Origin of the sequence: Xanthomonas sp. Leaf148, assembly GCF_001423585.1 — a bacterium.
Lineage (GTDB): Bacteria > Pseudomonadota > Gammaproteobacteria > Xanthomonadales > Xanthomonadaceae > Xanthomonas.
Genome location: NZ_LMOP01000008.1, coordinates 1,561,725 through 1,586,026 on the forward strand (window position 1 = coordinate 1,561,725; position 24,302 = coordinate 1,586,026).

21 protein-coding genes and 1 other RNA gene are annotated in these 24,302 nt (G+C 65.1%); 14 read left to right on the forward strand and 8 right to left on the reverse strand.

Going from position 1 to position 24,302, the window contains the following annotated elements; all coding sequences use genetic code 11:
• The first annotated feature begins 9 nt into the window (after nucleotides 1-9).
• The 5 genes from ASF90_RS11125 to ASF90_RS11145 all read left to right on the forward strand — a co-directional run bounded on the left by ASF90_RS11125 (nucleotide 10) and on the right by ASF90_RS11145 (nucleotide 6,815).
• Entirely contained in the window at nucleotides 10-2,619 is a 2,610-nt protein-coding gene (locus ASF90_RS11125; protein WP_055849709.1) for a bifunctional aspartate kinase/diaminopimelate decarboxylase, read from the forward strand.
• Entirely contained in the window at nucleotides 2,603-3,067 is a 465-nt protein-coding gene (locus ASF90_RS11130) for a hypothetical protein (protein WP_055849711.1), read from the forward strand. Before ASF90_RS11125 ends, ASF90_RS11130 begins: the two co-directional genes overlap by 17 nt.
• Nucleotides 3,064-4,419: a UDP-N-acetyl-alpha-D-muramoyl-L-alanyl-L-glutamate epimerase gene (gene murL, locus ASF90_RS11135; protein ID WP_055849713.1), complete on the forward strand. Its 1,356-nt coding sequence runs from the start codon at nucleotides 3,064-3,066 to the stop codon at nucleotides 4,417-4,419. The genes ASF90_RS11130 and murL overlap by 4 nt, the downstream gene beginning before the upstream one ends.
• Nucleotides 4,400-5,809 (forward strand): UDP-N-acetylmuramoyl-L-alanine--D-glutamate ligase, encoded by a 1,410-nt coding sequence (gene murD, locus ASF90_RS11140; protein ID WP_055849716.1) that lies wholly within the window; start codon nucleotides 4,400-4,402, stop codon nucleotides 5,807-5,809. The genes murL and murD overlap by 20 nt, the downstream gene beginning before the upstream one ends.
• A gap of 205 nt (nucleotides 5,810-6,014) precedes the next feature.
• Nucleotides 6,015-6,815 carry a dienelactone hydrolase family protein gene (locus ASF90_RS11145; RefSeq protein WP_055849720.1) on the forward strand — a complete coding sequence of 267 codons (801 nt, stop codon included), beginning with the start codon at nucleotides 6,015-6,017 and terminating at the stop codon, nucleotides 6,813-6,815.
• Nucleotides 6,816-7,015: 200 nt separating this feature from the next.
• On the opposite strand, the gene ASF90_RS11150 is transcribed toward ASF90_RS11145, so the two are convergent.
• On the reverse strand, nucleotides 7,016-8,014 hold the full coding sequence (locus ASF90_RS11150) for a polyprenyl synthetase family protein (protein ID WP_055849723.1): 999 nt from the start codon (nucleotides 8,012-8,014) through the stop codon (nucleotides 7,016-7,018).
• A 276-nt stretch (nucleotides 8,015-8,290) separates the two neighbouring features.
• On the opposite strand from ASF90_RS11150, the gene ASF90_RS11155 reads away from it, so the two are divergent.
• The 5 genes from ASF90_RS11155 (at nucleotide 8,291) to ASF90_RS11175 (ending at nucleotide 13,482) form a co-directional block, all read left to right on the forward strand.
• Nucleotides 8,291-8,845 carry a single-stranded DNA-binding protein gene (locus ASF90_RS11155; protein ID WP_055849727.1) on the forward strand — a complete coding sequence of 185 codons (555 nt, stop codon included), beginning with the start codon at nucleotides 8,291-8,293 and terminating at the stop codon, nucleotides 8,843-8,845.
• Between the two features lie 655 nt (nucleotides 8,846-9,500).
• On the forward strand, nucleotides 9,501-10,403 hold the full coding sequence (locus ASF90_RS11160) for a TIM barrel protein (protein WP_082473492.1): 903 nt from the start codon (nucleotides 9,501-9,503) through the stop codon (nucleotides 10,401-10,403).
• 30 nt (nucleotides 10,404-10,433) lie between these two features.
• A complete protein-coding gene (locus tag ASF90_RS11165) occupies nucleotides 10,434-12,119 on the forward strand; it encodes a GMC family oxidoreductase (protein WP_055849733.1) in 1,686 nt (561 codons plus the stop codon).
• Nucleotides 12,119-12,694, forward strand: a complete 576-nt coding sequence (locus ASF90_RS11170; protein WP_055849734.1) for a gluconate 2-dehydrogenase subunit 3 family protein — start codon at nucleotides 12,119-12,121, stop codon at nucleotides 12,692-12,694. Before ASF90_RS11165 ends, ASF90_RS11170 begins: the two co-directional genes overlap by 1 nt.
• A 44-nt stretch (nucleotides 12,695-12,738) precedes the next feature.
• The gene (locus ASF90_RS11175; RefSeq protein WP_193552626.1) at nucleotides 12,739-13,482 is read left to right on the forward strand and encodes a DUF1080 domain-containing protein; all 744 of its coding nucleotides are present in this window, start codon (nucleotides 12,739-12,741) and stop codon (nucleotides 13,480-13,482) included.
• Nucleotides 13,483-13,516: 34 nt separating this feature from the next.
• Here the strand turns inward: ASF90_RS11175 and ASF90_RS22125 are convergent.
• The 6 genes from ASF90_RS22125 to ASF90_RS11200 all read right to left on the reverse strand — a co-directional run bounded on the left by ASF90_RS22125 (nucleotide 13,517) and on the right by ASF90_RS11200 (nucleotide 18,344).
• A non-coding RNA gene (locus ASF90_RS22125) (sX9 sRNA) lies at nucleotides 13,517-13,592 on the reverse strand.
• Nucleotides 13,593-13,652: 60 nt separating this feature from the next.
• On the reverse strand, nucleotides 13,653-13,949 hold the full coding sequence (locus ASF90_RS11180) for a cytochrome c (RefSeq protein WP_193552602.1): 297 nt from the start codon (nucleotides 13,947-13,949) through the stop codon (nucleotides 13,653-13,655).
• Nucleotides 13,950-13,967: 18 nt separating this feature from the next.
• On the reverse strand, nucleotides 13,968-14,822 hold the full coding sequence (locus ASF90_RS11185; protein WP_055849736.1) for a sugar phosphate isomerase/epimerase: 855 nt from the start codon (nucleotides 14,820-14,822) through the stop codon (nucleotides 13,968-13,970).
• A 19-nt stretch (nucleotides 14,823-14,841) separates the two neighbouring features.
• Nucleotides 14,842-15,966: a Gfo/Idh/MocA family oxidoreductase gene (locus tag ASF90_RS11190; protein ID WP_055849738.1), complete on the reverse strand. Its 1,125-nt coding sequence runs from the start codon at nucleotides 15,964-15,966 to the stop codon at nucleotides 14,842-14,844.
• 12 nt (nucleotides 15,967-15,978) lie between these two features.
• Nucleotides 15,979-17,196, reverse strand: a complete 1,218-nt coding sequence (locus ASF90_RS11195; protein WP_055849740.1) for a nucleoside permease — start codon at nucleotides 17,194-17,196, stop codon at nucleotides 15,979-15,981.
• A 95-nt stretch (nucleotides 17,197-17,291) separates the two neighbouring features.
• Nucleotides 17,292-18,344 (reverse strand): sugar phosphate isomerase/epimerase family protein, encoded by a 1,053-nt coding sequence (locus ASF90_RS11200; RefSeq protein ID WP_055849743.1) that lies wholly within the window; start codon nucleotides 18,342-18,344, stop codon nucleotides 17,292-17,294.
• Nucleotides 18,345-18,439: 95 nt separating this feature from the next.
• Between ASF90_RS11200 and ASF90_RS11205 the strand changes: the two genes are divergently transcribed.
• Nucleotides 18,440-19,450, forward strand: a complete 1,011-nt coding sequence (locus ASF90_RS11205) for a LacI family DNA-binding transcriptional regulator (RefSeq protein WP_055849745.1) — start codon at nucleotides 18,440-18,442, stop codon at nucleotides 19,448-19,450.
• 56 nt (nucleotides 19,451-19,506) lie between these two features.
• Here the strand turns inward: ASF90_RS11205 and ASF90_RS11210 are convergent, their stop codons facing one another.
• Complete coding sequence (locus ASF90_RS11210) at nucleotides 19,507-20,991, reverse strand: sensor domain-containing diguanylate cyclase (RefSeq protein WP_055849747.1); 1,485 nt, start codon at nucleotides 20,989-20,991, stop codon at nucleotides 19,507-19,509.
• A 310-nt stretch (nucleotides 20,992-21,301) separates the two neighbouring features.
• On the opposite strand from ASF90_RS11210, the gene ASF90_RS11215 reads away from it, so the two are divergent.
• The 3 genes from ASF90_RS11215 to ASF90_RS11225 all read left to right on the forward strand — a co-directional run bounded on the left by ASF90_RS11215 (nucleotide 21,302) and on the right by ASF90_RS11225 (nucleotide 24,302).
• Nucleotides 21,302-22,309 carry an NAD(P)-dependent alcohol dehydrogenase gene (locus ASF90_RS11215; protein ID WP_055849750.1) on the forward strand — a complete coding sequence of 336 codons (1,008 nt, stop codon included), beginning with the start codon at nucleotides 21,302-21,304 and terminating at the stop codon, nucleotides 22,307-22,309.
• 395 nt (nucleotides 22,310-22,704) lie between these two features.
• A complete protein-coding gene (paoA, locus tag ASF90_RS11220; protein WP_269079387.1) occupies nucleotides 22,705-23,355 on the forward strand; it encodes an aldehyde dehydrogenase iron-sulfur subunit PaoA in 651 nt (216 codons plus the stop codon).
• On the forward strand, nucleotides 23,352-24,302 hold the full coding sequence (locus ASF90_RS11225; RefSeq protein WP_055849754.1) for a xanthine dehydrogenase family protein subunit M: 951 nt from the start codon (nucleotides 23,352-23,354) through the stop codon (nucleotides 24,300-24,302). Before paoA ends, ASF90_RS11225 begins: the two co-directional genes overlap by 4 nt.

Sequence of the window (24,302 nt, forward strand, 5' to 3'; positions counted from 1 at the left end):
GCCTACTCCATGTCAGCTCCCCACTCTACCGATCGCTGGATCGTCCTCAAGTTCGGCGGCACCTCGGTGTCGCGTCGTCATCGCTGGGACACGATTGGAAAACTGGCGAGCAAACGGGCGAACGAAACCGGCGGCCGCGTGCTGGTGGTGGTATCCGCGCTCTCGGGCGTGACCAACGAACTCACCGCCATCGCCGATGGCGCGGCCGATAGCGCGCAGCGCGTGGCCGCGCTGGAACACCGCCATCGTGAGTTTCTGACCGAGCTTGAGCTCGATGCCGATGCGGTCCTCGGCGAGCGGCTGGCCGCCTTGCATGCCCTGGTTGCCGATGCGCGCGCTGCAACGCGCACGCTCGATTGGCAGGCCGAGGTGCTGGGGCAGGGCGAATTGCTGTCTTCCACCATCGGTGCGGCGTATCTGCATGCCAGCGGCCTGGATATGGGCTGGCTGGACGCACGGCAGTGGTTGTCGGCATTGCCGCCGCAGCCCAATCAAAGCGAATGGTCCAAGCGCTTGTCGGTGTCGTGCCAGTGGCAGTCCGATGCGGACTGGCGCACGCGCTTCGATGCGCAGCCCACGCGCTTGCTGATCACCCAAGGTTTCATTTCGCGGCACGCCGATGGCGGTACTGCCATTCTGGGCCGCGGCGGCTCGGATACATCGGCGGCGTATTTCGGTGCGCTGCTCGGTGCCAGTCGCGTGGAAATCTGGACCGATGTGCCTGGCATGTTCAGTGCCAACCCGAAGGAAGTGCCGGACGCGCGCCTGCTGACCCGTCTGGACTATTACGAAGCGCAGGAAATTGCCACCACCGGCGCCAAGGTGCTGCATCCACGCTCGATCAAACCGTGCCGCGATTCCGGCGTGCCGATGGCGATCCTGGATACCGAGCGCCCGGAGTTGCCTGGCACCAGCATCGACGGCAATGCCGAGCCGGTGCTGGGCGTCAAGGCGATCAGCCGCCGCAACGGCATCGTGCTGGTGTCGATGGAAGGCATCGGCATGTGGCAGCAGGTGGGCTTTCTGGCCGACGTGTTTACCTTGTTCAAGAAGCATGGGTTGTCGGTGGACTTGATCGGCTCGGCCGAAACCAACGTCACCGTGTCGCTGGACCCGTCCGAGAATCTGGTCAACACCGATGTGCTGGCGGCGTTGTCGGCGGACTTGTCGCAGATCTGCAAGGTCAAGATTATTGTTCCTTGCGCGGCGATCACCCTGGTCGGCCGTGGCATGCGCTCATTGCTGCACAAACTGTCGGATGTGTGGGCCACGTTCGGTCAGGAACGTGTGCACATGATTTCGCAGTCGTCCAACGACTTGAACCTGACTTTCGTCATCGACGAAGCCGACGCCGACGGCCTGTTGCCGATTTTGCATGCCGAGTTGATCGACAGCGGCGCGATGCCGGTCAGCGAAGGCGAGGTGTTCGGCCCGCGCTGGCGCGAGATCATTGGCTCGGTGCGTCCGCGTGCCACGCCGTGGTGGCATGCCGAGCGTGCGCATCTGTTGACGCTGTCCAAGGCCGGCACGCCGCGCTATGCGTATCACCTGCCCACCGTGCGTGCGCGTGCGCATGCACTGGCGCAGATTTCGGCGGTGGATCAACGCTATTACGCGATCAAGGCCAATGCGCATCCGGCCATTTTGATCGCGTTGGAACAGGCCGGTTTCGGGCTGGAATGCGTGTCGCATGGCGAATTGCGCCGTGTGTTTCAGACACTGCCGGAGCTGTCGCCGCGCCGCGTGCTGTTCACCCCGAGCTTTGCGCCCAAGGCCGAATACGAGGCCGCATTTGCATTGGGCGTGACCGTCACCGTGGACAACGTCGAAGCGTTGCGCAACTGGCCGGAGGTATTCCGCGGCCGCAATGTCTGGCTGCGGATCGACCTGGGGCATGGCGATGGCCATCACGAGAAGGTCAACACCGGCGGCAAGGCGTCCAAGTTCGGCCTGTCGTCCACGCGTGTGGACGAGTTCGTTGAAGTCGCGCGCACGCTGGAAGTCACCATCACCGGTGTGCATGCGCACCTGGGCAGTGGCGTGGAGACCGGCGAGCACTGGCGCATGATGTACGACGAACTGGCCGGCTTCGCGCGCCGCATCGGCACGGTGGAAACCATCGATATCGGCGGCGGTCTGCCGATTCCGTACAGCGCCGAAGACGAGCCGTTCGATCTGGACGTATGGGCCAAGGGGCTGGCCGAGGTCAAGGCGGTGCATCCGGGCTACCGCCTGGCGATCGAGCCGGGTCGTTATCTGGTGGCCGAAGCCGGCGTGTTGCTGGCCAGCGTCACCCAGGTGATCGAAAAGGATGGCGTGCAGCGCGTAGGGCTGGATGCGGGCATGAACACCTTGATCCGCCCGGCGCTGTACGACGCCTGGCACGACATCGAAAACCTCAGCCGGCTCGATGCCGTTGCCGATGGCGGTTTCGATATCGTCGGCCCGATCTGCGAGTCGTCGGACGTGTTCGGCAAGCGCCGCCGTCTGCCGTCTGCCACCGCGTCCGGCGATGTAGTGCTGGTGGCCGATGCCGGTGCGTACGGCTATTCGATGGCCAGCACCTACAACCAGCGTGAGCTGCCGCGCGAAGAGGTGATCGATGCGCCCGCTGGCTGAGTTCGTTTTGCTCAGCACCGTGGCCGGTGGCGTGGCGATGGTGTTTTCCACCGCCATCGACATGGCCGGCCAGCGGGTGCAGTGGACCGATAGCCTGAAGTGGGTGCTGCCGGCGCTGGTCGCGGCGGGCGTTGGCGCATGGAGCGCGGCGCTCTGGCAGCGTCGCCGCGACAGGCGAGCGACCGCGTCCGCGCAGCATGCCGGTGGCATGGCATTGCGCACGGTGGTGTTGAGCGCGCTCAGCTATCTGCCGGCGTTGCTGCTGTATCTGCTGGTGGCATTGGCGGTCACTGGCGATGCGCGGGTCATTGGCTCGCAAGTGCTGCTGCTGTTGTTCGTCATCGGCTGCCTGCCGCTGCTGTGGGCTGCGGTGCCGTTTTCCATGATTGAATATGCCCTGTGCCGACGCTATCTGCGTCGGCAACGGGTTCTTGCAGGTAGTCCATGAGCGCTTTCGACAAACACCAGATCTCCACCTTCCGTTTTGTGCGCTGCGCACTCGACGCGCAGACCGGCGTGGCGACGCTGGTGTATGCCTTCGACCAGGGTCCGGAACTGGTGGAAACCGTTGCCGTTCCCGGCGCGCCGTTCGTGCTGGATGGCGCGCGTGCTGCTGCCGTGCAACAGGCCTTGCAGCTGCTGCATCTCATTGCGGGCGTGAGTTACTACAAGGCCGCGGTGCCGCCGACCATCGCCATCGACAGTTACAGCATCGATGCCGACACCGCCGCGCTGGTGGAAAGCGTGTATCTGCACGGCCTGGGCGAATTCGCCTACCGCAATGGCTTGAACCTGCACGGCAAGATCAACTTTCCGGTGGCTGCGCCGGCAACTGCGCAAGCGCCTGCGTTGGGCCTGCGCGAGCATGCATTGGTCGCCATCGGTGGCGGCAAGGATTCGCTGGTCAGCATCGAAGCATTACGGCACGCCGGTATCGCGCAGACAGTCAGCTGGATCGGCGGCTCGCAACTGATCCGCGCCTGTGCCGAGCGCACCGGCCTGCCGGTGCTCAATATCGGCCGCGTGCTGGCGCCGGAGTTGTTCGAGCTCAACCGCCAGGGCGCGTGGAACGGCCATATCCCGGTGACGGCAGTGAACTCGGCCATCCTGGTGTTGTCGGCGCTGCTGACCGGCGTGGACCAAGTGGTGTTCTCCAACGAACGCTCGGCCAGCTACGGCAGCCAGATTCCCGGCACCGGCGAGGTCAATCACCAGTGGTCCAAGGGCTGGGCATTCGAGCAGGCCTTCGGCGCGTATGTGCAGCGGCATGTGGCGGCCGATCTGCGTTACTACTCGCTGCTGCGGCCGCTGTCGGAGCTGGCGGTGGCGCGGCAGTTCGCCAAGACCGATCACTACGACGCGCATTTTTCCAGCTGCAATCGTAACTTCCACATCATGGGCGAGCGCCCGGTGCACCGCTGGTGCGGCGTGTGCCCCAAATGCCATTTCGTGTTCCTGGCGCTGGCACCGTTCATGCCCAAGACGCGTCTGGTCAGGATCTTCGGGCGCAATCTGCTCGACGATGCCAGCCAGGCCGGCGGCTACGATGCTCTGCTGGAATTTCAGGACCACAAGCCATTCGAATGCGTGGGCGAAGGCCGCGAATCGCGTGCGGCGATGGCGCTGCTGGCAACGCGCGCGGAGTGGAAGGAAGACGCGCTGGTGAAGCGTTTCATCCGCGAGATCCAGCCGCAGCTGGATGCGCAGGACCTGCAACTGGAATCGCTGATGGCCATCGATGGCGAGCACCGCATTCCCTCGGCGCTGTGGGAGCGCGTGCGTGCGAATTTCGCAGCTTGAGGGCAGGGCGGTTGCGTTGTGGGGGTGGGGGCGCGAGGGACGCGCTGCCTATCGCGCGCTGCGCAGTGCCTTACCCACGCAACCGCTGACGGTCTTTTGCAACGCCGAAGAAGCGCGTGAGCTGGATGCATTGGCCGATGCGGCGTTGCAGGTGGAAACCGACGCCAGCGCGCAGGCGCTGGGCCGCTTCGAGGTTGTGGTGAAGTCGCCGGGCATCAGTCCGTATCGCGCCGAAGCACTGACGGCCGCTGCTGCGCACGGCACGCAGTTCATCGGTGGCACCGCGTTGTGGTTTGCCGAACACGCGCAGGCCGACGGTGATGTGACCGGCACCATCTGCGTGACCGGCACAAAGGGCAAGAGCACCACCACCGCATTGCTGGCGCACCTGTTGCGCAGTGCCGGGCATCGCACCGCCCTGGTCGGCAATATCGGCCAACCGTTGCTGGAAGTGCTGGCACCGCAACCGCCGCCGGCGTACTGGGCGATCGAGTTGTCCAGCTACCAGACCGGCGAGGTCGGACGCAGCGGCGCGCGACCGCAACTGGCCGTGGTCTTGAACCTGTTTCCCGAACATCTGGATTGGCATGGCGATGAGGCGCGCTATGTGCGCGACAAGCTGTCGCTGGTGACCGAAGGGCGGCCGCGGATCGCCTTGCTCAACGCCGCCGATCCGCTGTTGCGCGGGTTGCAGCTGCCGGACAGCGAAGTGCGCTGGTTCAATCATGCCGATGGCTGGCATCTGCGCGGCGGTGTGGTGTATCGCGGCGAGCAGGCCATCTTCGATACCGCCAACGTGCCGCTGCCTGGCGAACACAATCGCCGCAATCTGTGCGCGGTGCTGGCCGCAATCGAAGCGTTGGGCCTGGATGCCGCAGCGCTGGCACCGGCGGCGCTAAGCTTTCGTCCGTTGCCCAATCGTCTGCAGTTGCTTGGCAGCGTGGACGGCATCAGCTATGTCAACGACTCGATCAGCACGACACCGCATGCATCGTTGGCCGCGTTGGCCTGCTTTGCGCAGCGACGCGTCGCCTTGCTGGTCGGCGGGCATGACCGCGGGCTGGATTGGCAGGAGTTTGCCGCGCAGATGGCGCAGCAGGCGCCGCTGGAAATCGTCACCATGGGCGCCAACGGCCCGCGTATCCATGCGCTGCTGGAACCACTGGCCGTCACCGGCCGTTTTGGGCTGCACGCCGCCACCGATCTGGAACACGCCATACAACTGGCACGCAATGCGCTGGGTGCGCAGGGCGGTGTGGTGCTGCTGTCGCCGGGCGCGCCCAGCTTCGGTGCCTACCGCGATTACGTTGCACGCGGCCGGCATTTCGCGCAATTGGCCGGATTCGACCCGGCGGCAATCAGTGCCATCCCCGGGCTGGGCGTGCAGTAAGGCTTCTGGCTGTCACGCCATCGCGCGCGCGATCGCCTCAACGCAGTAGCAGGGCCACGAGAGCGTGCGGACACGCGATCGCCTCGGCGGCGGACGGAGTCCACATTGTTAGGCGGTCCATCCGCTGGTGACTGTCTTCCGTGCGCCGCGACCAATCCTGCACGCCGCCTAGGCCTACACTCGCGCAAATCCCGGGAGCAAGCGCATGCACAAGCAATGGTCGTGGAGCGGTGTGGGTCTGGTCGGCGTGTTGGCGTCGTTGGCATTTCCGGCGATGGCCGCGATGCAAGCCAAGCCGCTGGAATGGAAGGTCGGCAAGGACACCTATAGCGGTGTGCTGGTCTACGACGATGCCGGCGATGCCAAGCGCCCCGGCCTGGTGATGGTGCCGAACTGGCGCGGCGTCAACGACTCGGCGGTGGCCAAGGCCAAGCAACTGGCTGGCGACGATTACGTGGTGCTGGTGGCCGATGTGTACGGCAAGGGCAAGCGTCCGGCCAACGACAGCGAGGCCGGGCAGTTCGCCGGCGCGTTGAAGAAGGACCCGCCGACGCTGCGCGCACGTGCGCTGAAAGCGGTCGACGTGCTCAAGGCGCAGGCCGGCAATGCGCCGCTGGATGCCACGCGCATCGGCGCGGTGGGCTTCTGCTTCGGCGGGACCACAGTGCTGGAACTGGTGCGTGCCGGTGCGCAGCTGGCCGGCGTGGTCAGCCTGCACGGCGGCATCGCCACGCCTAGCCCGGCCGCTGCCGGCTCAGCCAAAACCCCGCTGCTAGTGCTCAACGGCGCCGACGACAAGAGCGTGACCAAGGCGGACATCGCCGCGTTCGAAACCGAGATGAATGCGGCGGGCGCCGACTGGCAGTTCGTCAACTTCAGCGGCGCGGTGCATTGCTTTGCCGAAGCCGATGCCAACAGCCCGCCCGGTTGCCTGTACAACCCGCGCGCGGCCAAGCGTGCGTACCGCATGCTGGGCGACTTCTTCGATGAGCGGTTTGCGCGATAGCCGGAATTGGGGATTGGGGATTTGCAAAGCGCGGTCCCGTTCTTCAACGAATCCACCCACTGACGTTTGTGCTCAGTGATATCCGCCGCTCAATCGTTCGGCGATCGCATGCCGGGATGCGTAAAAGCGCGAGCAACGCTGCTTTTGCGCATCCCCAACCCCAAATTCCCACTCCCGTCCGGAGCGCTCAGCGCTTCGGATCAGTGCGTGCGTTCGACCGCGTAACGGGCCAGGCCGCGTAGCGCGGCCACCGCCGGGCTGGCGGGCAGGGTGTCCAGCGCCTGTTCGGCAGCGGTGGCATATTCGGCGGCGCGCTGACGGCTGTAGTCCAGTCCGCCGGTGGCGTGGATGGCGGCCAGCACTTCCGGCATTGCAGCGGCATCGCCTTGTTCGACGATCTGCCGTAGACGTTGCTGCGTGGCCGCGTCCGAATGCGCCATCGCATGGATCAACGGCAGCGTGGCCTTGCCTTCTGCCAGGTCGTCGCCCAGGTTCTTGCCCAGGTCGCTGGCGTCTGCGGCGTAATCGAGCACGTCGTCGGCGATTTGGAACGCAAAACCCAGCTGCATGCCGTAGTCATACAGGTGCTGCTGCACATCGGCATCTGCGCCCGAGGCCAGCGCACCCAGACGGGTGCCGGCGGCGAACAGCACCGCGGTCTTGCGCTCGATCACGCGCAGGTAGGCGGCCTCGTCGGTGTCGGGGTTATGCACGTGCAAGAGCTGCAGCACTTCGCCTTCTGCGATGCGGTTGGTGGTGTCGGCCAGGATCTGCATGACTTCCATGCGGTCCAGCTCGACCATCAACTGGAAGCTGCGCGAATACAGGAAGTCGCCCACCAGCACGCTGGGTGCATTGCCCCACAACGCGTTGGCGGTGCTGCGACCGCGGCGCAGATCCGACTCGTCCACCACGTCGTCGTGCAGCAAGGTGGAGGTGTGGATGAATTCGATGATCGCCGCCAGCTGGTGGTGCTCCGGGCCGGAGCCGCCGGCGGCATGACCGGCCAGCATCACCAGCATCGGGCGCAGGCGTTTGCCGCCGGCGGAGATGATGTGATCGGCAATCTGATTGATCAGCACGACGTCCGAGGCCAGGCGGCGACGGATCAGCGCATCCACCGCGGCCATGTCGGGCGCGGCGAGGGACTGGATCTGGGGCAGGCCCAGGACGGTGGGGAGGTCTTCGGCGATGGTCATGCGCAGGCGTTCGTGATGTACGCCGATTATAGGTGCCCGGGCCGGATCCGTCCCGCCGGGCGCAACCGGCGCCTTCACATTCGCGGTAGCGTGCGGCCGGGATTGGGGCCGCAAAGGCCCGCGCGGGCTGGATTTCCGACCCCGGGCAGGGCGCTTGCCCGGCAGCCGTGCGCGGCAACCCGCCAGGACCGCCGACGGGCAGGTGCGGTAACATTGCCGCACAGACATTCATCGCTGCGCGCCCCCGGGCGCCAGCGCATCATCTCGGAAGCACCTATGGCCCGCGGCATCAACAAAGTCATCCTCGTCGGCAACCTCGGCAACGATCCCGACACCAAGTACACCCAGGCCGGCATGGCGATCACCCGCGTAAGCCTGGCGACCACCAGCATGCGCAAGGATCGCGAAGGCAATAACCAGGAGCGCACCGAGTGGCATCGCGTGGTGTTCTTTGGAAAGCTGGGCGAAATTGCCGGTGAGTACCTGCGCAAGGGCTCGCAGGTGTATGTCGAAGGCGAACTGCGCTACGACAAGTACACCGGTCAGGACGGCGTGGAAAAGTACAGCACCGACATCGTCGCCAACGAAATGCAGATGCTTGGCGGCCGTGGTGAAGGTGGCGGTGGCGGCGGTGGCATGGGCGGCGATCGCCCGCAGCGCACACAGGCCCCGCGTCAGCAGCAGGGCGGTGGTGGCGGTGGACAAGGTGGCGGCTACGGTGGTGGCGATGGCGGCGGCGGGCAGGACTATGCCCCGCGTCGCCAGCAGCCGGCCCAGAAGCAGTCGGCGCCGCCGATGGACGATTTTGCGGACGACGATATTCCGTTCTAGAGGATACCTTTTTAGATATGTAAACAGAGGCTTTTGGCGTGTTTGCCAAAGGCCTTTTTTTGTTGTTAACGATTTCCAACAAGGTCCGACGACTCGTCTTTGACACGCACAGGATTTTCTAGACAGTTCATTGCCACGGAAAATGGCTGATTCGGAGGTTCCATGCGCCGCCCGAACTGTTCCAGGTGCAGCTGACCTCGTCACCGCTGCGGTAGTCCCCTGGTAGTAGTTGCTGATCCTCATGGCGCCCCGGGTGGTTTCTTGGGGAATCGCACCGAAAACTCCAGCAGGTCGGCTCAATTTTCGCTTCGTGGGCGAGGCAGGGTCCGCTGAGATAGGCGTGATGACCGAAGGCGAAACGCGGCGCTAAAGCGATAGTAGGCGTTAACAAGTTGCCCGCTTGCGCGCGGCGTTGTTGACACAAAAACTCCGGTCGGCATCGACTGGATGGACTGGGATCGTCTAGCAGTCCACCTCCTGCGACGCACGACATTCCATCACCGTCATGCACCGCTGGCGCGACAGGCGTTTTGCTCTGCAGCATGGGTTTCGTGCACTGCGTCTTGCAAAAAAGCGATTGCCTACTTTATGGTGCAATCGATTGAATCGCGGCGAATCCTTAGCATTTGATACCGGTTGGGAGGCCGGAAAACGGATGTCTATCCAATCGAGCGGGCCGGCGCCGGCCCCGGGGTTCACGCGTCGGGATGCGCTGCGTGCTGCTGTCGCCGGGAGCATTGGCCTCGGCGTTGCGGGCATGTTGCCTGCGGCTGCCGCTGTCGCTGCAGAGCCGCGCAAGAGCAACCTGAAGCATTCCGTGGCCCGCTGGACGTTTCCGCAGCAGTCCATCGCCCAGCTTTGCCAGACGGTGAAGGGCATCGGGTTCGCCGCCATCGATCTGGTCGGTCCGGCAGATTGGCCTGCGCTGAAGGCCAATGGTGTGTACAGCTCGATGTGCAACGGGGCGGAGATGGGCCTGGACAAGGGCTTCGCCGGCAGCCAGTTCCACGACCAGCTGGTCGAGCGCTACACGCGGCACATCGATCTGGTGGCCGATGCCGGCTATCGCAACCTCATCTGTTTTTCCGGCAACCGCAACGGTATGGACCCCAAGGAAGGCATGGTCCACGCCGAAGCCGGACTCAAGCGCATCCTCGGACATGCCGAGAAGCGCGGCGTCGTGCTGGTGATGGAACTGCTGAACTCCAAGGTCGATCATCCCGACTATCTGTGCGACAACTCGGCATGGGGCGTCGAGCTGTGCCGGCGCATCGGCTCGGATCATTTCGGCCTTCTGTACGACATCTACCACATGCAAATCATGGAGGGCGACATTATCGCCACCATCGGCAAGCATCACGCTTTCTTCAAGCATTACCACACCGCGGGCGTGCCTGGCCGGCACGAGATCGGAGACGATCAGGAACTCCACTATCCCGCCATCTGTCGCGCGATCCGCGATACCGGTTTCGACGGCTATCTGGCGCAGGAATTCATTCCTACGGCGCCTGATCCCGTTGGCTCGCTGCGCGAGGCAATCCGCCTCTGCGACGTCTGAAACGCTATCCACCCAGGTGAAGTAGAACCCATGGCAGACAATCACTACGACGCCATCGTCGTTGGCTCGGGAATCAGTGGCGGTTGGGCGGCGAAGGAGCTGACCGAGAAAGGCCTCAAGGTCCTGATGCTGGAACGCGGACGCAACATCGAGCACGTCAAGGACTATGTCAACGCGATGAAGGAAGTGTGGGATTTCCCGCACTACAACCGGCCGACCCAGGCGATGAAGGCCGACTATCCGGTGTTGAAGCGCGACTACGGCTTGGTCGAAAACCTGCAGGGCATGTGGGCAAACGAACAGGAATCGCCCTACACCGAACTCAAGCGATTCGACTGGTACCGCGCCTATCACGTGGGTGGTCGCTCGCTGCTGTGGGGACGGCAGAGCTATCGCCTGTCGGACCTGGATTTCCAGGCGAATCTCAAGGACGGCATCGCCACCGATTGGCCGATCCGCTACGCCGACCTTGCGCCCTGGTACGACTACGTGGAGAAGTTCGCCGGCATCGCCGGCACGCGCGAGGGCCTGGACGTGTTGCCCGATGGTGAGTTCCTGCCGCCGATCCCGTTGAACATCGTCGAAAAGGACGTGGCCGCGCGGATCAAGAAGGCCTTCGGTGGGACCAGGCACCTGATTCACTCGCGCACCGCGAACATCACCCAGCCCATGGTCGAGCAGGGCCGCGTCAACTGTCAGTACCGCAACAAGTGCATCCTGGGCTGTCCCTTCGGCGCCTACTTCTCGACCCAGTCGGCGACGCTGCCGGCGGCCATGAAGACCGGCAACCTGACGTTGCGGCCCTTCTCGATCGTCAAGGAAGTGCTCTACGACAAGGACCGCAAGCGTGCGCGGGGCGTGGAGATCATCGATGCCGAGAGCGGACAGACCTATCAGTACACGGCCAAGGTCATTTTCCTCAACGCGTCCTCCTTCAACTCGAGCTGGCTGCTGATGAGCTCGGCCACCGATGTCTGGGAAGGCGGGCTGGGTTCTTCGTCCGGCGAGCTGGGGCACAACGTGATGGACCATCATTTCGGCGCGGGCGCCTCCGGCCGGATCGAGGGCTTTGAGGACAAGTACTACTTCGGCCGTCGTCCCTGCGGTTTCTACATTCCGCGTTTCCGTAACGTCGCCGCGGACAGACGTGGCTACCTGCGTGGGTTCGGCTATCAGGGCAGCGCTAGCCGCACCGGGTGGTCGCGCGAGATCGCCGAACTGAACATCGGCGCTGACCTGAAGGACGCGCTGACCCTGCCGGGCAAATGGCGCATCGGCATGACCGGATTCGGCGAAATGCTGCCTCACCACGACAATGCGATTCGCCTGGACCCGCAGCGCAAGGACAAATGGGGATTGCCGGTGCTGGCGATGGATGTGTCCCTGCGCGCGAACGAAAAGGCCATGCGCAAGGACATGGCCGCGGATGCCGCGGAGATGCTGGAGGCCGCCGGCGTCAAGGACGTGCAGATGCACGATGACGACTACGCCCCGGGCAAGGGCATCCATGAGATGGGCACTGCCCGCATGGGCCGCGACCGCAGCAACTCGGTGCTGAACCAGCACAACCAGGTCTGGGACGCGCCGAACGTCTACGTGACCGATGGCGCCTGCATGACGTCCAGCGCCTGCGTGAATCCCTCGCTGACCTACATGGCGCTGACGGCGCGGGCGGCCGATCACGCCGTGCGCGAGCTGAAAGCGGGGAACCTGTGATGGAACGTCGCGAACTGCTGAAGATGATCGTCGCCGCCACGGGCGCGGCCATGGTCGGCCTGCCTGCGCTCGTGCATGGGCAGGCGCCGGCCGCGGGGGCGAAGACGCTCTTCTCCGCCGCCGAGGTCGGCACGCTGGACGAGATCGCCGAGACCATCCTGCCGCGGACCGCAACGCCGGGGGCGAAGGACGCCGGCGCTGGCCCGTTCATGGCGCAATTCGTTAGCGACTGCTATGCCGCCCGGGAGCAGGCGACATTCCGCGCCGGGCTGGTCGAGATCGATAAACGCGCCGGCGGCCGATTCGTGTCGCTGACGCCGCAGGCGCGCACCGAGCTGCTGCGTGCCCTGGATGCAGAAGCCAGGAAACATGTCGTCGAAACGACCGATACCGGCACCGCCGAAATGGCGGGAGCGATCCCGCATTACTTCACCATGATCAAGCAGCTAGCCATTTTCAGCTTCTTCACCTCGAAGGTCGCGGCGACCGAAGTGCTGCGCTACGTCGCCGTGCCGGGTCGCTACGACGGCGACATGGCCTATACCCCCGGTACGCCCGCTTGGGCGATCAACTGATGGACCGCAAGGATGTGCCGATGCGCCACTTCCCCGGGAACACGATGACCAGGCCCCTGCTGATGGTGGCCTGCCTGCTGGCCGCAGCGCCTGCGTTAGCGCAGACCAGCGGCGACCCGTCGCGCGATCCGGCCAAGACCGAGGCGTGGACGCCCGTACCCGCGATCGTGACCACGCGCCCTGGCGGTGCGCCCTCCGATGCGATCGTGCTGTTCGATGGCAAAGATCTCTCCGCTTGGGAGTCGGAGCAGGGCGGTCGGGTACCGTGGAGCGTTGCCGACGGCGCGCTGACCGTGGTCCCGGGGAGCAAGGGCATCCGGACCAAGCAGCGCTTTTGCGACATCCAGCTGCATGTCGAGTGGCGCACGCCCACCGCGACCCGAGGTTTCGAAGGCCAGCAGCGGGGGAACAGCGGCATCTTCCTGCAGGAACTGTATGAGCTGCAGGTGCTCGACAGCGACAACAACCCGACCTATGCCAACGGCCAGGCCGGCGCGATCTACAAGCAGGCCATTCCGCTGGTAAACGCGTCGCGTGCGCCGGGCGAGTGGCAGGCCTACGACATCATTTGGAAGGCGCCCCGCTTCTCGCCGGGGGGCGGGCTCACCTCACCCGCCCGCATCACCGTCCTCCATAACGGCGTGCTGGTGCAGAACGACACCGTCCTGTCGGGCAAGACCGAGTACATCGGCGCCCCGTCGTACTCGCCCCACGCGTGCGCGCCGATCTTCCTGCAGGAGCACGATTCCAAGGTTAGCTACCGCAATATCTGGGTGCGCGAGCTGTAACGCCCGCGCGCAGTTGGCACCGGTCGCTGAGAGCGGCTAACAATACATAGCAAGCAGTCGTCAGATGGGCGTGGGCGGCGCGGAGCAACCGCAGCGTACGAGTGGTACATGCCGCATCGAGCACAGGCCGCGCCCGCCTCGCGGCTGCGCAGTCGTTTTGTGAGTTGCTCTTATTGCGCCAGGAAGCTGGCGATATCGTCGACTTCCTGTTGCGACAGCTGCGAAAAGGGTGGCATCAATCCGCCGCCCTTGCTGATTTTTTCCTTGATCTGCGCGGGCGGCAGCCGCTTGCCCACGTCGGTAAGCGCGGGGAACGTAGGCGGGACGCCCGCGCGATTGGCCCCATGGCAGGCCGTGCAGTGCGTTGCGTAGAGCTGCGCGCCGGCCGTCGGGTCGTCCTTGCACCACGCCGTGGTCGCAAGCGTCGCCCCCAGCAGAGCCACGGCGATTGTCAGGATCGTTTTCAAGCGAGGCTCCTTAGCGCGCTAGCGATGCGCGCCGGCGGGCAGGTGTTCACGCAGGTAGTCAGCACCGGTCTGGATAACCGTGGCCGGATCGCGCGGACGGTCGTGCTCGATGATGTACCAGCGCACGCCGGCACCCGCTGCGGCAGGCAGGATCGCATTCCAGTCCAGCACGCCCTGGCCGACGGAGGCGAAGCCGCCCTCGTCCTCGGCCTGGCCTTTCGGGGCATTGTCCTTGGCATGTACCGCGAACATGCGGCCCTTGAACTTGCCTAGCATCACCGCCGGGTCGTAGCCTGCGCGCGCAACCCAGGCCAGGTCCAACTCGGTCTCGAGATCGGGGCCCGCCGCTGCGAACAGCAGTTCCAGACCGGTCTTGCCATTGAAGTCGACCAGTTCGAAGTCGTGGTTGTGGTAGGCCAGGTGCATGCCCTTGGCACGTAGCCGCTTCGCGATTTGGCCTAGTTCCTTGCCCAATGCGGTCCAGCCTGCGGCATCGGTCGGCCGATCCTTCTCTTCCAGGTAAGGCACCACCAGTGTCGTGTTGCCGATCGACCGGTTGAAGGCCACCACGGCGTCCAGGTTCTTGCGCAGTTCGGCCAGTTGCACGTGCGACGAGATCGCCTTGATCGAATACTTGTCGAGCAGCTGCTTGAGTTGCGCAGCGCTGACGTTGTGCATGCCGACCGTTTCCACCGCGCCCACGCCTGCGTCATGGACGATCTTCAGCTGTTGGTCGAGCGAGCCGGCGTTGCGCAGCGTGTACATCTGCACTGCGATGGGTTTTTGCGGGCCGGTGGCGTCGCGCGCGAAGGCGGGCAGGGTGACGAAGAGCAGCAGTGCGAGGGTCGCGGTCCTGCATATGGCTGTACGCATGAAGAAGTCCTCCCGGGATTCAATCGATGGCCGTCCAGGCGCGCGTCCTGGCCGATGTGATGACGCGATCGACGATCAACGCCGAGCGCACTCCGTCTTCGAAGGTAGGCAGGCCTTCCGGCCGCTCCCCTTCGATGGCGCGATAGGTGTCGGCGACAAACGCCTCGAAGCAATTGCCATAGCCTTGCGCATGCCCGGCCGGCAACGTCGACAGCCGGCGTTGTTCGGCACCGCCGGCACCCGGACCGCGTACGAAGATTTCCTCGCGCTGGTCGGGCAGGCCGATCCACAGCCGTTCGGCGTCCTCCTGGTCGAACGCCACGCTGGCCCTGGCGCCATCGATCTCGAACCAGAGACGATTGCGGCGTCCGGCCGAGACCTGGCTGACCGTCAATGACGCCAGCGTGCCCGCGCCGGTTCTGAACATCGCTGCGGCCACGTCCTCGCTCGCGACCGCCTGCACCGCGCCGCCCGCCGTCGGCGTGCTGAAGCTCTGCCCGGTGAGGGCGCCGCGCTCGGCGATGACGGTCGCGAAGGCAGCGCTGACCTCGACGAAACGCTCGCCGCCGACCCATTCCACCAGGTCGCACCAGTGCGAGCCGATGTCGGCGAACACGCGCGATGCGCCGCCCAGCGCAGGGTCCACGCGCCAGTTGTTGCTGGCAGGGTCCAACAGCCAGTCCTGCAGATAGCTGCCATGGATCAGGCGTAGCGGCCCCAGCTCGCCCTGCGCGATGCGTGCGCGCGCCTCGCGGATCACCGGGTGATAGCGGTAGACGAAGGGGACCGTGGCAACCAGCCCGGTCGAGGCAGCCAGTGCCGCCAATGCTTGGGCGTCTTGCAACGTGGTGGCCAGGGGTTTTTCGCAGATCACGTGCTTGCCGGCTTGCAGCGCCGCCTGCGCCATGGCGCGGTGCAGATGGTTGGGTGTGCAGACGTGCACCACCTGCACCTGCGGATCGGCGACCACGTCCTCGATGTCGCGATAGGCGCGCGGCACACCCCATGACTGCGCCACGTCGCGTGCGCGTTGCGGGGAAGAGGCGGCGATGCCGCGGACCTCGGCACCGGCCAGCAGCGCCGCGCGACGATGCACGGCGCCGATCATGCCGGTGCCGACGATGGCGATTCCAAGCTTGCTCATCGGGTGGGGTTCTCAGGGCGTGGAGGGCGTGGCCGCGACGACAGGCCGGTCGCGGAAGAGCAACAGGAAGGCGATCAACACGACCAACGCCACGCCTGCCGGGAACAGCCAGATCTGCTGCCAGTCCGGGCCCGCCGCCGTGGTGTAGTGCTCCACGACCGCGCCGGACAGGAACGTGCCGATCAACATGCCCACGCCGTACGTTGCCAGGGTGATGAACCCTTGCGCGCTGCTGCGCGCGGCGGGGCCGGCATGCGCATCGGTGTAGATCTGGCCGGTGACGAAGAAGAAGTCGTAGCAGATGCCGTGCAGCAGGATGCCGATCACCAGCAAGGAAAAACCGCCGCCCGCATCGCCAAAGGCGAACATCACGTAGCGCAGCACCCACGCCGCCATGCCCAGCGCCAGCATCGTCTTGACCCCCAACCGCACGAACAGGAACGGCATGGCCAGCATCAACAGCACTTCGGACACCTGACCCAGTGATTGCAGTCCGGCCGCGCCGCGCACGCCCAGATCGTTGAGGTACGGGTTGGTGAAGTTGTAGTAGAACGCCAGCGGGATGCAGATGGCGATGGATGCCAGGAAGAACACCAAATAGGAGCGCGACTTCAGAAGCCGCAGCGAGTCCAGTCCCAGCATCTGTCCCAGCCCGGCGTCGCGCTGTTGCGCCAGCGGCGGCGTGTGCGGCAGGGTGAAGGCATACAGGCCCAGGGCCAGCGATGCCATCGCCGCCATCCGGAAGGTCAGTTCGAGCCGGTGCGCCTGTTCCCAGCCCAGCCAGCCGATCATCACGCCCGCCACGATCCAGCCGACGCTGCCGGCTACCCGCACTGGCGGGAACTGTTTTTCAGGCGATTGCATGTGCCGCATCGCCACGCTGTTGGCCAGTGCCAGCGTCGGCATGAACAGCAGCATGTACCCCATGACGCAGGCGGAGAACATGCCGAAGCTCGTCGCCGTGGACGCCAGCCACATGAGCGCCGCACCTGCCAGGTGCAGCACCGCAAGGATGCGCTGCGCCGCGAAGTAGCGATCTGCGACCAAGCCGACCAGGAAGGGCGCCAAGATGGCGCCGATGGACTGGCTGAGAAACGCCGTCGCCACCTGGCTCGCGCTGGCCTTGAGGGGGCCCTGCACCAGGTACGTGCCCAGGGTCACGAACCATGCTCCCCAGATGAAGAACTGCAGAAACATCATCGCGCCCAAGCGCGACATGGTGTGCCTCATGGCTTGCCCTCCCAGGCGGTATTGGCTTAGAGCGTGTTATGTACTTTGAGGTGAGTGCGAAGCGTCCTGTGGCGCGTCGAGACGCATAACACGCTCTATGTCCCCAGCATGCGGCGCAGCGATTCCTGATCGGCGCCGCTGTCGGCAAAGTCGTCGAACGCGCGTTCGGTCACGCGGATGATGTGGTCGCGGATAAACGCAGCACCCTCGCGTGCGCCGTCTTCCGGATGCTTCAGGCAACACTCCCACTCCAGCACCGCCCAGCCCGGGAAATCGTATTGCGCGAACTTCGAGAAGATCGCCTTGAAGTCGATCTGGCCGTCGCCGAGCGAACGGAACCGCCCCGGGCGATCGATCCAGTCCTGGTAGCCGCCGTACACGCCGCTGTGCGCACTGGCGCGATACTCCGCGTCTTTGACATGGAAGATGCCGATGCGGGCGTGATACCGGTCGATGAAGCCCAGGTAGTCCATCTGCTGCAGCAGCAAGTGGCTGGGGTCGTACAGGATCTTGGCGCGTGGGTGGTGGTCCACGACATCGAGGAAGCGCTCGAAGGTCGCGCCGTCGTGCAGGTCCTCGCCCGGGTGGATCTCGAAGCACAGGTCCACGCCGCAGGCGTCGAAGGCATCCAGAATGGGGCGCCAGCGGCGGCCGAGTTCGGCGAAGGCTTCTTCCACCAGCCCGGGCGGCCGCTGCGGCCAGGGGTATAAGTAGGGCCAGGCCAGCGCGCCGGAGAACGTGGCATGCGCAGTCAGCCCCAGGCGCTGGCTGGCCTTGGCCGCCAACAGCAATTGTTCAACCGCCCAGGCCTGGCGGGCGGCGGGGTTGCCGCGTTTGTCTGACGGTGCGAATCCGTCGAACAGCTGGTCGTAGGCGGGGTGCACGGCGACCAGCTGCCCCTGCAAGTGGGTCGACAACTCGGTGACCTGCAGCCCGTGCCCGGCCAGCATGCCGGCGACGTCGTCGCAGTACGCCTGGCTCTGTGCGGCCTGGGCCAGATCGAACAGGTGCGGCGCGCTGGTCGGCACTTGTACGCCAGAATACCCCAGGCCCGCAGCCCAACCGGCCAGTGTGTCCAAGCGATTGAAGGGAGGTGTGTCGGCGATGAACTGTGCCAGGAATAGCGCCGGACCCTTGAGCGTCTTCAACGTAATTCGCCCTCATGCAATCGATTGAATCATCCTAGCATGGGCCTTCCGCAAGACCCGTTGTGCACTGCACAGCAGAAAGAAGAATCAAGGTCATGGCTACAACCATCTACGACATCGCAAAGCACGTTGGCGTCACCGCCGGCACGGTGTCGCGGGCGCTTTCCCGGCCGGAAAAAGTCCTGCCCGCCACGCGCACGCGTATCGAGCAGGCCGCCGCGGCGCTGGGCTATGTCCCGAACACAGTGGCCAGGACGCTCAAGACCCAGCGCAGCGGCAAGCTCCTGGTCACCGTCCCGGACATCGCCAATCCATTCTTCGCCCAGATCCTGCAGGGCGCGGAGGACGCGGCGCAGGCCGTCGGCTACGCCGTCCTGCTGGGTGATACCCAGCACCAGCCCGATCGCGAGGAGCGCTACGCGCAGATGCTTCTCCGTAACGAGGCAGACGGCCTGATCGTGCTGGGGCACGGCCTCCCGCCGACGGCGCGTGAGATCGTCAAGCAGCTAGGCGCCGCCGCGCCGGTGGTCAACGGATGCGAGTTCGACCCGGCGCTTGGCATCCCCAGCGTCCACATCGACAACGCGGCCGCCGCGCGCGCCATGATGGAACACCTGTATGGACTGGGGCACGAGCGGGTCGCCGTGGTGGGCGGCCCGCCCGACAATCCGCTGCACCAGCAACGCCTGGAAGGGGTCCGGGCCTCCGGCAAGGCACGCGGCCGTCTGCGCAAACTGACCGTCGTGCCGGGCGACTTCTCCGTAGAATCCGGCCATGCGGCTGCGATGGCGCTATTGGCCCGTGTGCCCGCGCCGACCGCGATCTTCTGCTTCAGCGATCAAATGGCGCTGGGCGCCCTGGCCGCTTGCCGGGACCTGGGTATCCGCGTGCCGGATGACCTGTCCATTGTCGGCTTCGACGACCTGGCGTCGTCGAGTTACCTCACGCCGCCATTGACGACCATCCGGCAACCCATGCGAGAGATCGGTGTCCGCGCGGTCAACCTGCTGCTCGCCATCATCGAAAGGGTGGACGTGCCGCTGCAGCAGACGCTGGATTTCAGCTTGATGCTGCGCGGATCCACGGGTGCGCCGAGGGCGAGGTGACGGCAGGGTCAGTCAGTGGAGTGAGGCCGGGCAACGCGGCAGAGCCGTAATCTGGATCAGGCCGACGTACGATCCCGCCCGCTCTGCTTGGCGCGATACAGCGCCGAATCGGCGTCATGCACGATGGCGTCGGGGGTCAACGGTGCTTCGCCGGGTTCGAAGGTGGCGGCGCCGACGCTAACGGTGACGTGCGCGCTGGTGGGGCTCGGCAGATGCATCAGGCCGAGTTCGGCCACCGCGCTGCGCACGGCATCGGCCTGGCGCAGCGCACCGGCGGCATCGGTATGCGGCAGGATCATGCCGAACTCTTCGCCGCCATACCGCGCCGCCACGTCGCTGCTGCGCCGCGAGCAGCCGGCGATGGCGCCGGCAATCAGGCGCAGGCAGGCGTCGCCATTCACATGGCCATAGGTGTCGTTATAGAGCTTGAAGTGATCGACATCGATCATCAGCACCGATAACGGCGCTTGCAGGCGTACCGCATCCTGCAAGGCCTGCGACAACCGATAATCGAACGCGCGTCGGTTGGCGACGCCGGTCAATGCATCCACCCAGGCCTCGGAACTGAGTTTGGCTTCGTTGCGATGCATGCGGCGCAGCTGCAGGTCCAGCCAGATGCCCACGCCCAGCAGCAGGGCGCAGCCAAGCGTGGCGATCACGATGCGCTGGTCCGCGGCATGCCGCCAATTGGCCAGCGCATCGTCCACCGACACGCCGGTCAGCACGCTCAGCGGATACGGCCGTGCCGGGGCGAAGCTGGAGATGCGCTCCACGCCATCGATCGGCGAGCGATAGGTCGCCGTGCCATGTCGGCGCGCGCGCATGTTGACGTAGATCGAGGTGCCGGCAATCGAGCTGCCGATCACGCCCTGCTTGTCGGGCCGGCGTAACAGCACGATGCCATCGTCGTTGATCATGCCGATGGTGCCGTGCGGGCCGACGTCGAAGGTGCTGTAGTGCTGCTGGAAATACTTCAGCTGCAGCGTCACCAGCACCACCCCGGCAAAGTCGCCGTCCGGGCCGTTGAGCCGGCGGCTCAGTGTCAGCACCCAGCTGCCATCGGAGCGGCTTTTGACCGGTGCGCCGACCAGCGACAACGCATCGCGATGGTCGCGGTGATACTTGAAGTAGGCGCGGTCGGCGTTGTTATGCGTCTTGGGGGTGCTATCCAGCGACGAGCTGACCCAGCTGCCATCTGCCGCGTAGATGAAGATGCCATGCAGGCGGTCCGAACGCCTTGCCTCGCGCACCAGGAATTCGTGCATTGCTGCGCGCGCGCTGGTATTGCCCTGGTCGTGCTCGACGCGCGCGACCAGGCCGGACAGCACTGCGTCGGCGATCGACATGGTGTCGCTGGCATGCTGCGCCAGCGAGTTAGCAAGGTTCAACGACTGCGCTTCGGCACCGCGCAGCGCGGATGCACGTTCTTCATGGATGGACCAGTACTCCGAACCGAGCAGTAGCATGCACGCCATGGTCAGCACGAAGTGCAACGCAATGCGTTGTGCACGTTGCCGCCGCCGCTTGGTGGGTGATGTCACTGTGGCTACCTGTCCAGACACCTGAGCGATGCAACCGGTGTGCCAGCCTACGCGTCGCTGCGGTCGCTACCGCGTGCAAACGCGGTTGCGCAATGCGATTTTGTGATTTGCAGCGCATTGGAGCGCGGCAAACCGGTACGCGGCAATGCGGCGCAGCACGCAGATCCCGTTGCGGGTCCTGGTATCGCGCCATCGGCAGCGAGTCACCGACAGGCAACATGCTGCAGCCTTTTCAAGCCAGCTCGACTGCATTCGCATCACGGTACGCGTGCTATCCCTGGGCTCGAATCATCATCTGAGGAGTTCCCCCATGCGCGCCATTCGTCTCTCGCATCCCGCCGGTCTGAACGCACTGCAGTCGGTCGAATTGCCCGATCCGGGCCAGCCTGCACGCGGGCAGATCCGTGTGCGTCTGCATGCGAGCTCGCTCAATTTCCATGACCTGGGCGTTGTGCTCGGTCAGATGCCGACGGCCGATGGACGCATCCCGATGTCCGACGGTGCCGGCGTGATCGAAGCGATCGGCCCGGAGGTCGACGAGTTCGCCGTCGGCGACCACGTGGTGTCCACCTTTTTCCCGCAGTGGTTGGATGGCGAGCCGCTGCACGCCGGTTTTGCGACCACGCCAGGCGATGGCGTCGATGGGTATGCACGTACCGCGGTTGTGGCCGCTGCGCAGGCATTTACCCATGCGCCGGTCGGTTACAGCCACGCCGAGGCGGCCACCTTGACCACCGCTGGCGTTACCGCCTGGCGGGCGCTGGTTGTCAACGGCGGCCTGAAAGCGGGCGATACCGTGCTGGTGCTGGGCACCGGCGGGGTATCGATCTTTGCGTTGCAGTTCGCCAAGGCGATGGGCGCGAGCGTGATCGCCACATCCTCGTCCGACGAGAAGCTGGAAAAGGTCCGCACGCTCGGTGCCGATCACGTCATCAACTATCGGCAGCACGCCGAGTGGTCGCGGCAGGTGCTGGAGATCACCGACGGACGCGGGGTGGATCATGTGGTCGAGGTCGGTGGACCCGGCACGCTGGCGCAATCGATCCGTTCCGCGCGGGTGGGCGGGCACATCGCCTTGATCGGCGTGTTGACCGGTGCGGCTGGCCCGGTGCCGACCGCCGAGATGATGGGGCGTCAGCAGCGTCTGCAAGGGTTGGTGGTCGGCAGTCGCCGGCATCAGCAAGCGCTGGTGCGCGCACTGGACGGGCTGCCGCTGCGCCCGGTCATCGACCGCAGCTATGCGTTGAATGAGATCGGCGAGGCGTTTGCCTTGCAGAAGGCCGGCGGGCATCTGGGCAAGATCGTGCTGGAGTTTTAAGAATGGATTCCTGCGCGCTGGCTGCAACGCCGACGCCAGCGCGCCCAGGCAAGCACGTTTTCATGCGTTGCAGCATCAGCACCCGCAACGCATCTGCTGATGCCGAACACGGTTTCATAACGGTGGGGTGGTGGTGCGCGTCGCGGTCGGCATGTGATCACGCGCGCAGCGGATGATGCAGAAATCCGTTGTATCGCTGCGGCGCGCTCCAATCACGCCGCACAGTGATGAGCACGTTTCATAGACGCATGCCAGCTCCAACGCCAATGCACGGGCAGGCGACAACTAGAATCGGGTAACGACCGATTGCATCGCTCCCAAGTGCCGCACTCACGCGCTTGTGACCGACGGCCCTGCACATTGATAAAGAACTGTATTAGCCAGCATTGTTGGAGATGCCAGCCATGAGAAACATCAAGATGACCCGTCGCGAAGTACTGATCGCTGGCACGGCATCGGCAGCCGGTGTTGCCGCAACCCAATCGATGGCTGCCACTGCCGTGTCGCAACGTCAGGCAGTGGAGCCTGCCAACGCGTCCAGCCAGGTTGCCTTTGAAGTCAATGGCAAGCCGGTGACGCTGACACTGGATAACCGCACCACCTTGCTGGACGCATTGCGCGAGCACCTGCAGTTGACCGGCACCAAAAAGGGCTGCGATCACGGCCAGTGCGGCGCGTGTACGGTCATCGTCGACGGGCAGCGCATGAATTCCTGCCTGTCGCTGGCGGTGATGCATCAGGGCGCAAAGGTCACCACCATCGAGGGCCTGGGCACACCGGACAAACTGCATCCGATGCAGGCGGCCTTCGTCAAACACGATGGCTATCAGTGCGGCTATTGCACGCCGGGGCAGATCTGTTCGGCAGTGGCCGTGCTGGATGAAGTCAAACGCGGCATTCCCAGCCATGTGACCGAGGACCTGACGGCCAAGACCCGGCTCACCACGCCCGAACTGCAGGAGCGCATGAGCGGCAATATCTGCCGCTGCGGTGCGTATTCCAACATCGTCGAAGCGATCAACGAAGTTGCCGGAGAACGCGCATGAAGGCTTTCAGTTACGAGCGCGCTACCTCGGCGGCAGATGCCGCGGCCAAAGCCGCGCGCCAGCCGGGCGCCAAGTTCATCGCCGGCGGCACCAATCTGCTCGATCTGATGAAGTTGCAGATCGAAACGCCATCGCATCTGATCGACGTCAATGGCTTAAGCCTGGACACCATCGACGCAACGCCGGACGGCGGTTTGCGCATCGGCGCGCTGGTGCGCAATACCGATCTTGCGGCAGATACGCGTGTTCGTCGCGATTACGCGGTGCTGTCGCGCGCGCTGCTGGCAGGTGCGTCCGGCCAGCTGCGCAATCGCGCGACCACGGCGGGCAATCTGCTGCAGCGCACGCGTTGCCCGTATTTTTACGACACCAATCAGCCGTGCAACAAGCGCCTGCCTGGTAGTGGCTGCGCGGCGATCGGCGGCTTCAACCGTCAGCTGGCCATCATTGGCACCAGCGAAGCCTGCATCGCCACCCATCCCAGCGATATGGCCATCGCCATGCGTGTGCTCGATGCCACGGTGGAAACGGTGCGCCCGGATGGACAGACGCGCGCGCTGCCGTTGGCCGACTTCTATCGCGCGCCAGGTACGACGCCGCATATGGAGACCGCGCTGGAACGTGGCGAGCTGATCACCGCCGTCACCTTGCCCAAGCCGCTTGGCGGAACGCATGTCTATCGCAAGGTGCGCGACCGTGCGTCTTACGCTTTTGCCTTGGTCTCGGTTGCCGCTGTCGTGCAGCGCGACGGCGCCGCGCGCATCGGCGTCGGTGGCGTGGCGCACAAGCCGTGGCGCAGCGAAGCTGCCGAAGCGCAGTCGCGCCAGGGTGCACGCGCCATCGCTTCTGTGCTGCTGGACGGCGCACAGCCCACCGAACACAACGCATTCAAAGTGCCGCTGGTGGAACGCACGTTGACCGCGATCCTGGCCGACGCGAGGGCCTGA

Bases quoted from the DNA above. Each gene is read 5' to 3' on its own strand.
- ASF90_RS11125 (WP_055849709.1), top strand. From the start codon at position 10: ATGTCAGCTCCCCACTCTACCGATCGCTGGATCGTCCTCAAGTTCGGC.
- ASF90_RS11130 (WP_055849711.1), top strand. From the start codon at position 2,603: ATGCGCCCGCTGGCTGAGTTCGTTTTGCTCAGCACCGTGGCCGGTGGC.
- murL (WP_055849713.1), top strand. From the start codon at position 3,064: ATGAGCGCTTTCGACAAACACCAGATCTCCACCTTCCGTTTTGTGCGC.
- ASF90_RS11145 (WP_055849720.1), top strand. From the start codon at position 6,015: ATGCACAAGCAATGGTCGTGGAGCGGTGTGGGTCTGGTCGGCGTGTTG.
- ASF90_RS11150 (WP_055849723.1), bottom strand. From the start codon at position 8,014: ATGACCATCGCCGAAGACCTCCCCACCGTCCTGGGCCTGCCCCAGATC.
- ASF90_RS11155 (WP_055849727.1), top strand. From the start codon at position 8,291: ATGGCCCGCGGCATCAACAAAGTCATCCTCGTCGGCAACCTCGGCAAC.
- ASF90_RS11160 (WP_082473492.1), top strand. From the start codon at position 9,501: ATGTCTATCCAATCGAGCGGGCCGGCGCCGGCCCCGGGGTTCACGCGT.
- ASF90_RS11165 (WP_055849733.1), top strand. From the start codon at position 10,434: ATGGCAGACAATCACTACGACGCCATCGTCGTTGGCTCGGGAATCAGT.
- ASF90_RS11170 (WP_055849734.1), top strand. From the start codon at position 12,119: ATGGAACGTCGCGAACTGCTGAAGATGATCGTCGCCGCCACGGGCGCG.
- ASF90_RS11175 (WP_193552626.1), top strand. From the start codon at position 12,739: ATGACCAGGCCCCTGCTGATGGTGGCCTGCCTGCTGGCCGCAGCGCCT.
- ASF90_RS11185 (WP_055849736.1), bottom strand. From the start codon at position 14,822: ATGCGTACAGCCATATGCAGGACCGCGACCCTCGCACTGCTGCTCTTC.
- ASF90_RS11190 (WP_055849738.1), bottom strand. From the start codon at position 15,966: ATGAGCAAGCTTGGAATCGCCATCGTCGGCACCGGCATGATCGGCGCC.
- ASF90_RS11195 (WP_055849740.1), bottom strand. From the start codon at position 17,196: ATGAGGCACACCATGTCGCGCTTGGGCGCGATGATGTTTCTGCAGTTC.
- ASF90_RS11205 (WP_055849745.1), top strand. From the start codon at position 18,440: ATGGCTACAACCATCTACGACATCGCAAAGCACGTTGGCGTCACCGCC.
- ASF90_RS11215 (WP_055849750.1), top strand. From the start codon at position 21,302: ATGCGCGCCATTCGTCTCTCGCATCCCGCCGGTCTGAACGCACTGCAG.
- paoA (WP_269079387.1), top strand. From the start codon at position 22,705: ATGCCAGCCATGAGAAACATCAAGATGACCCGTCGCGAAGTACTGATC.
- ASF90_RS11225 (WP_055849754.1), top strand. From the start codon at position 23,352: ATGAAGGCTTTCAGTTACGAGCGCGCTACCTCGGCGGCAGATGCCGCG.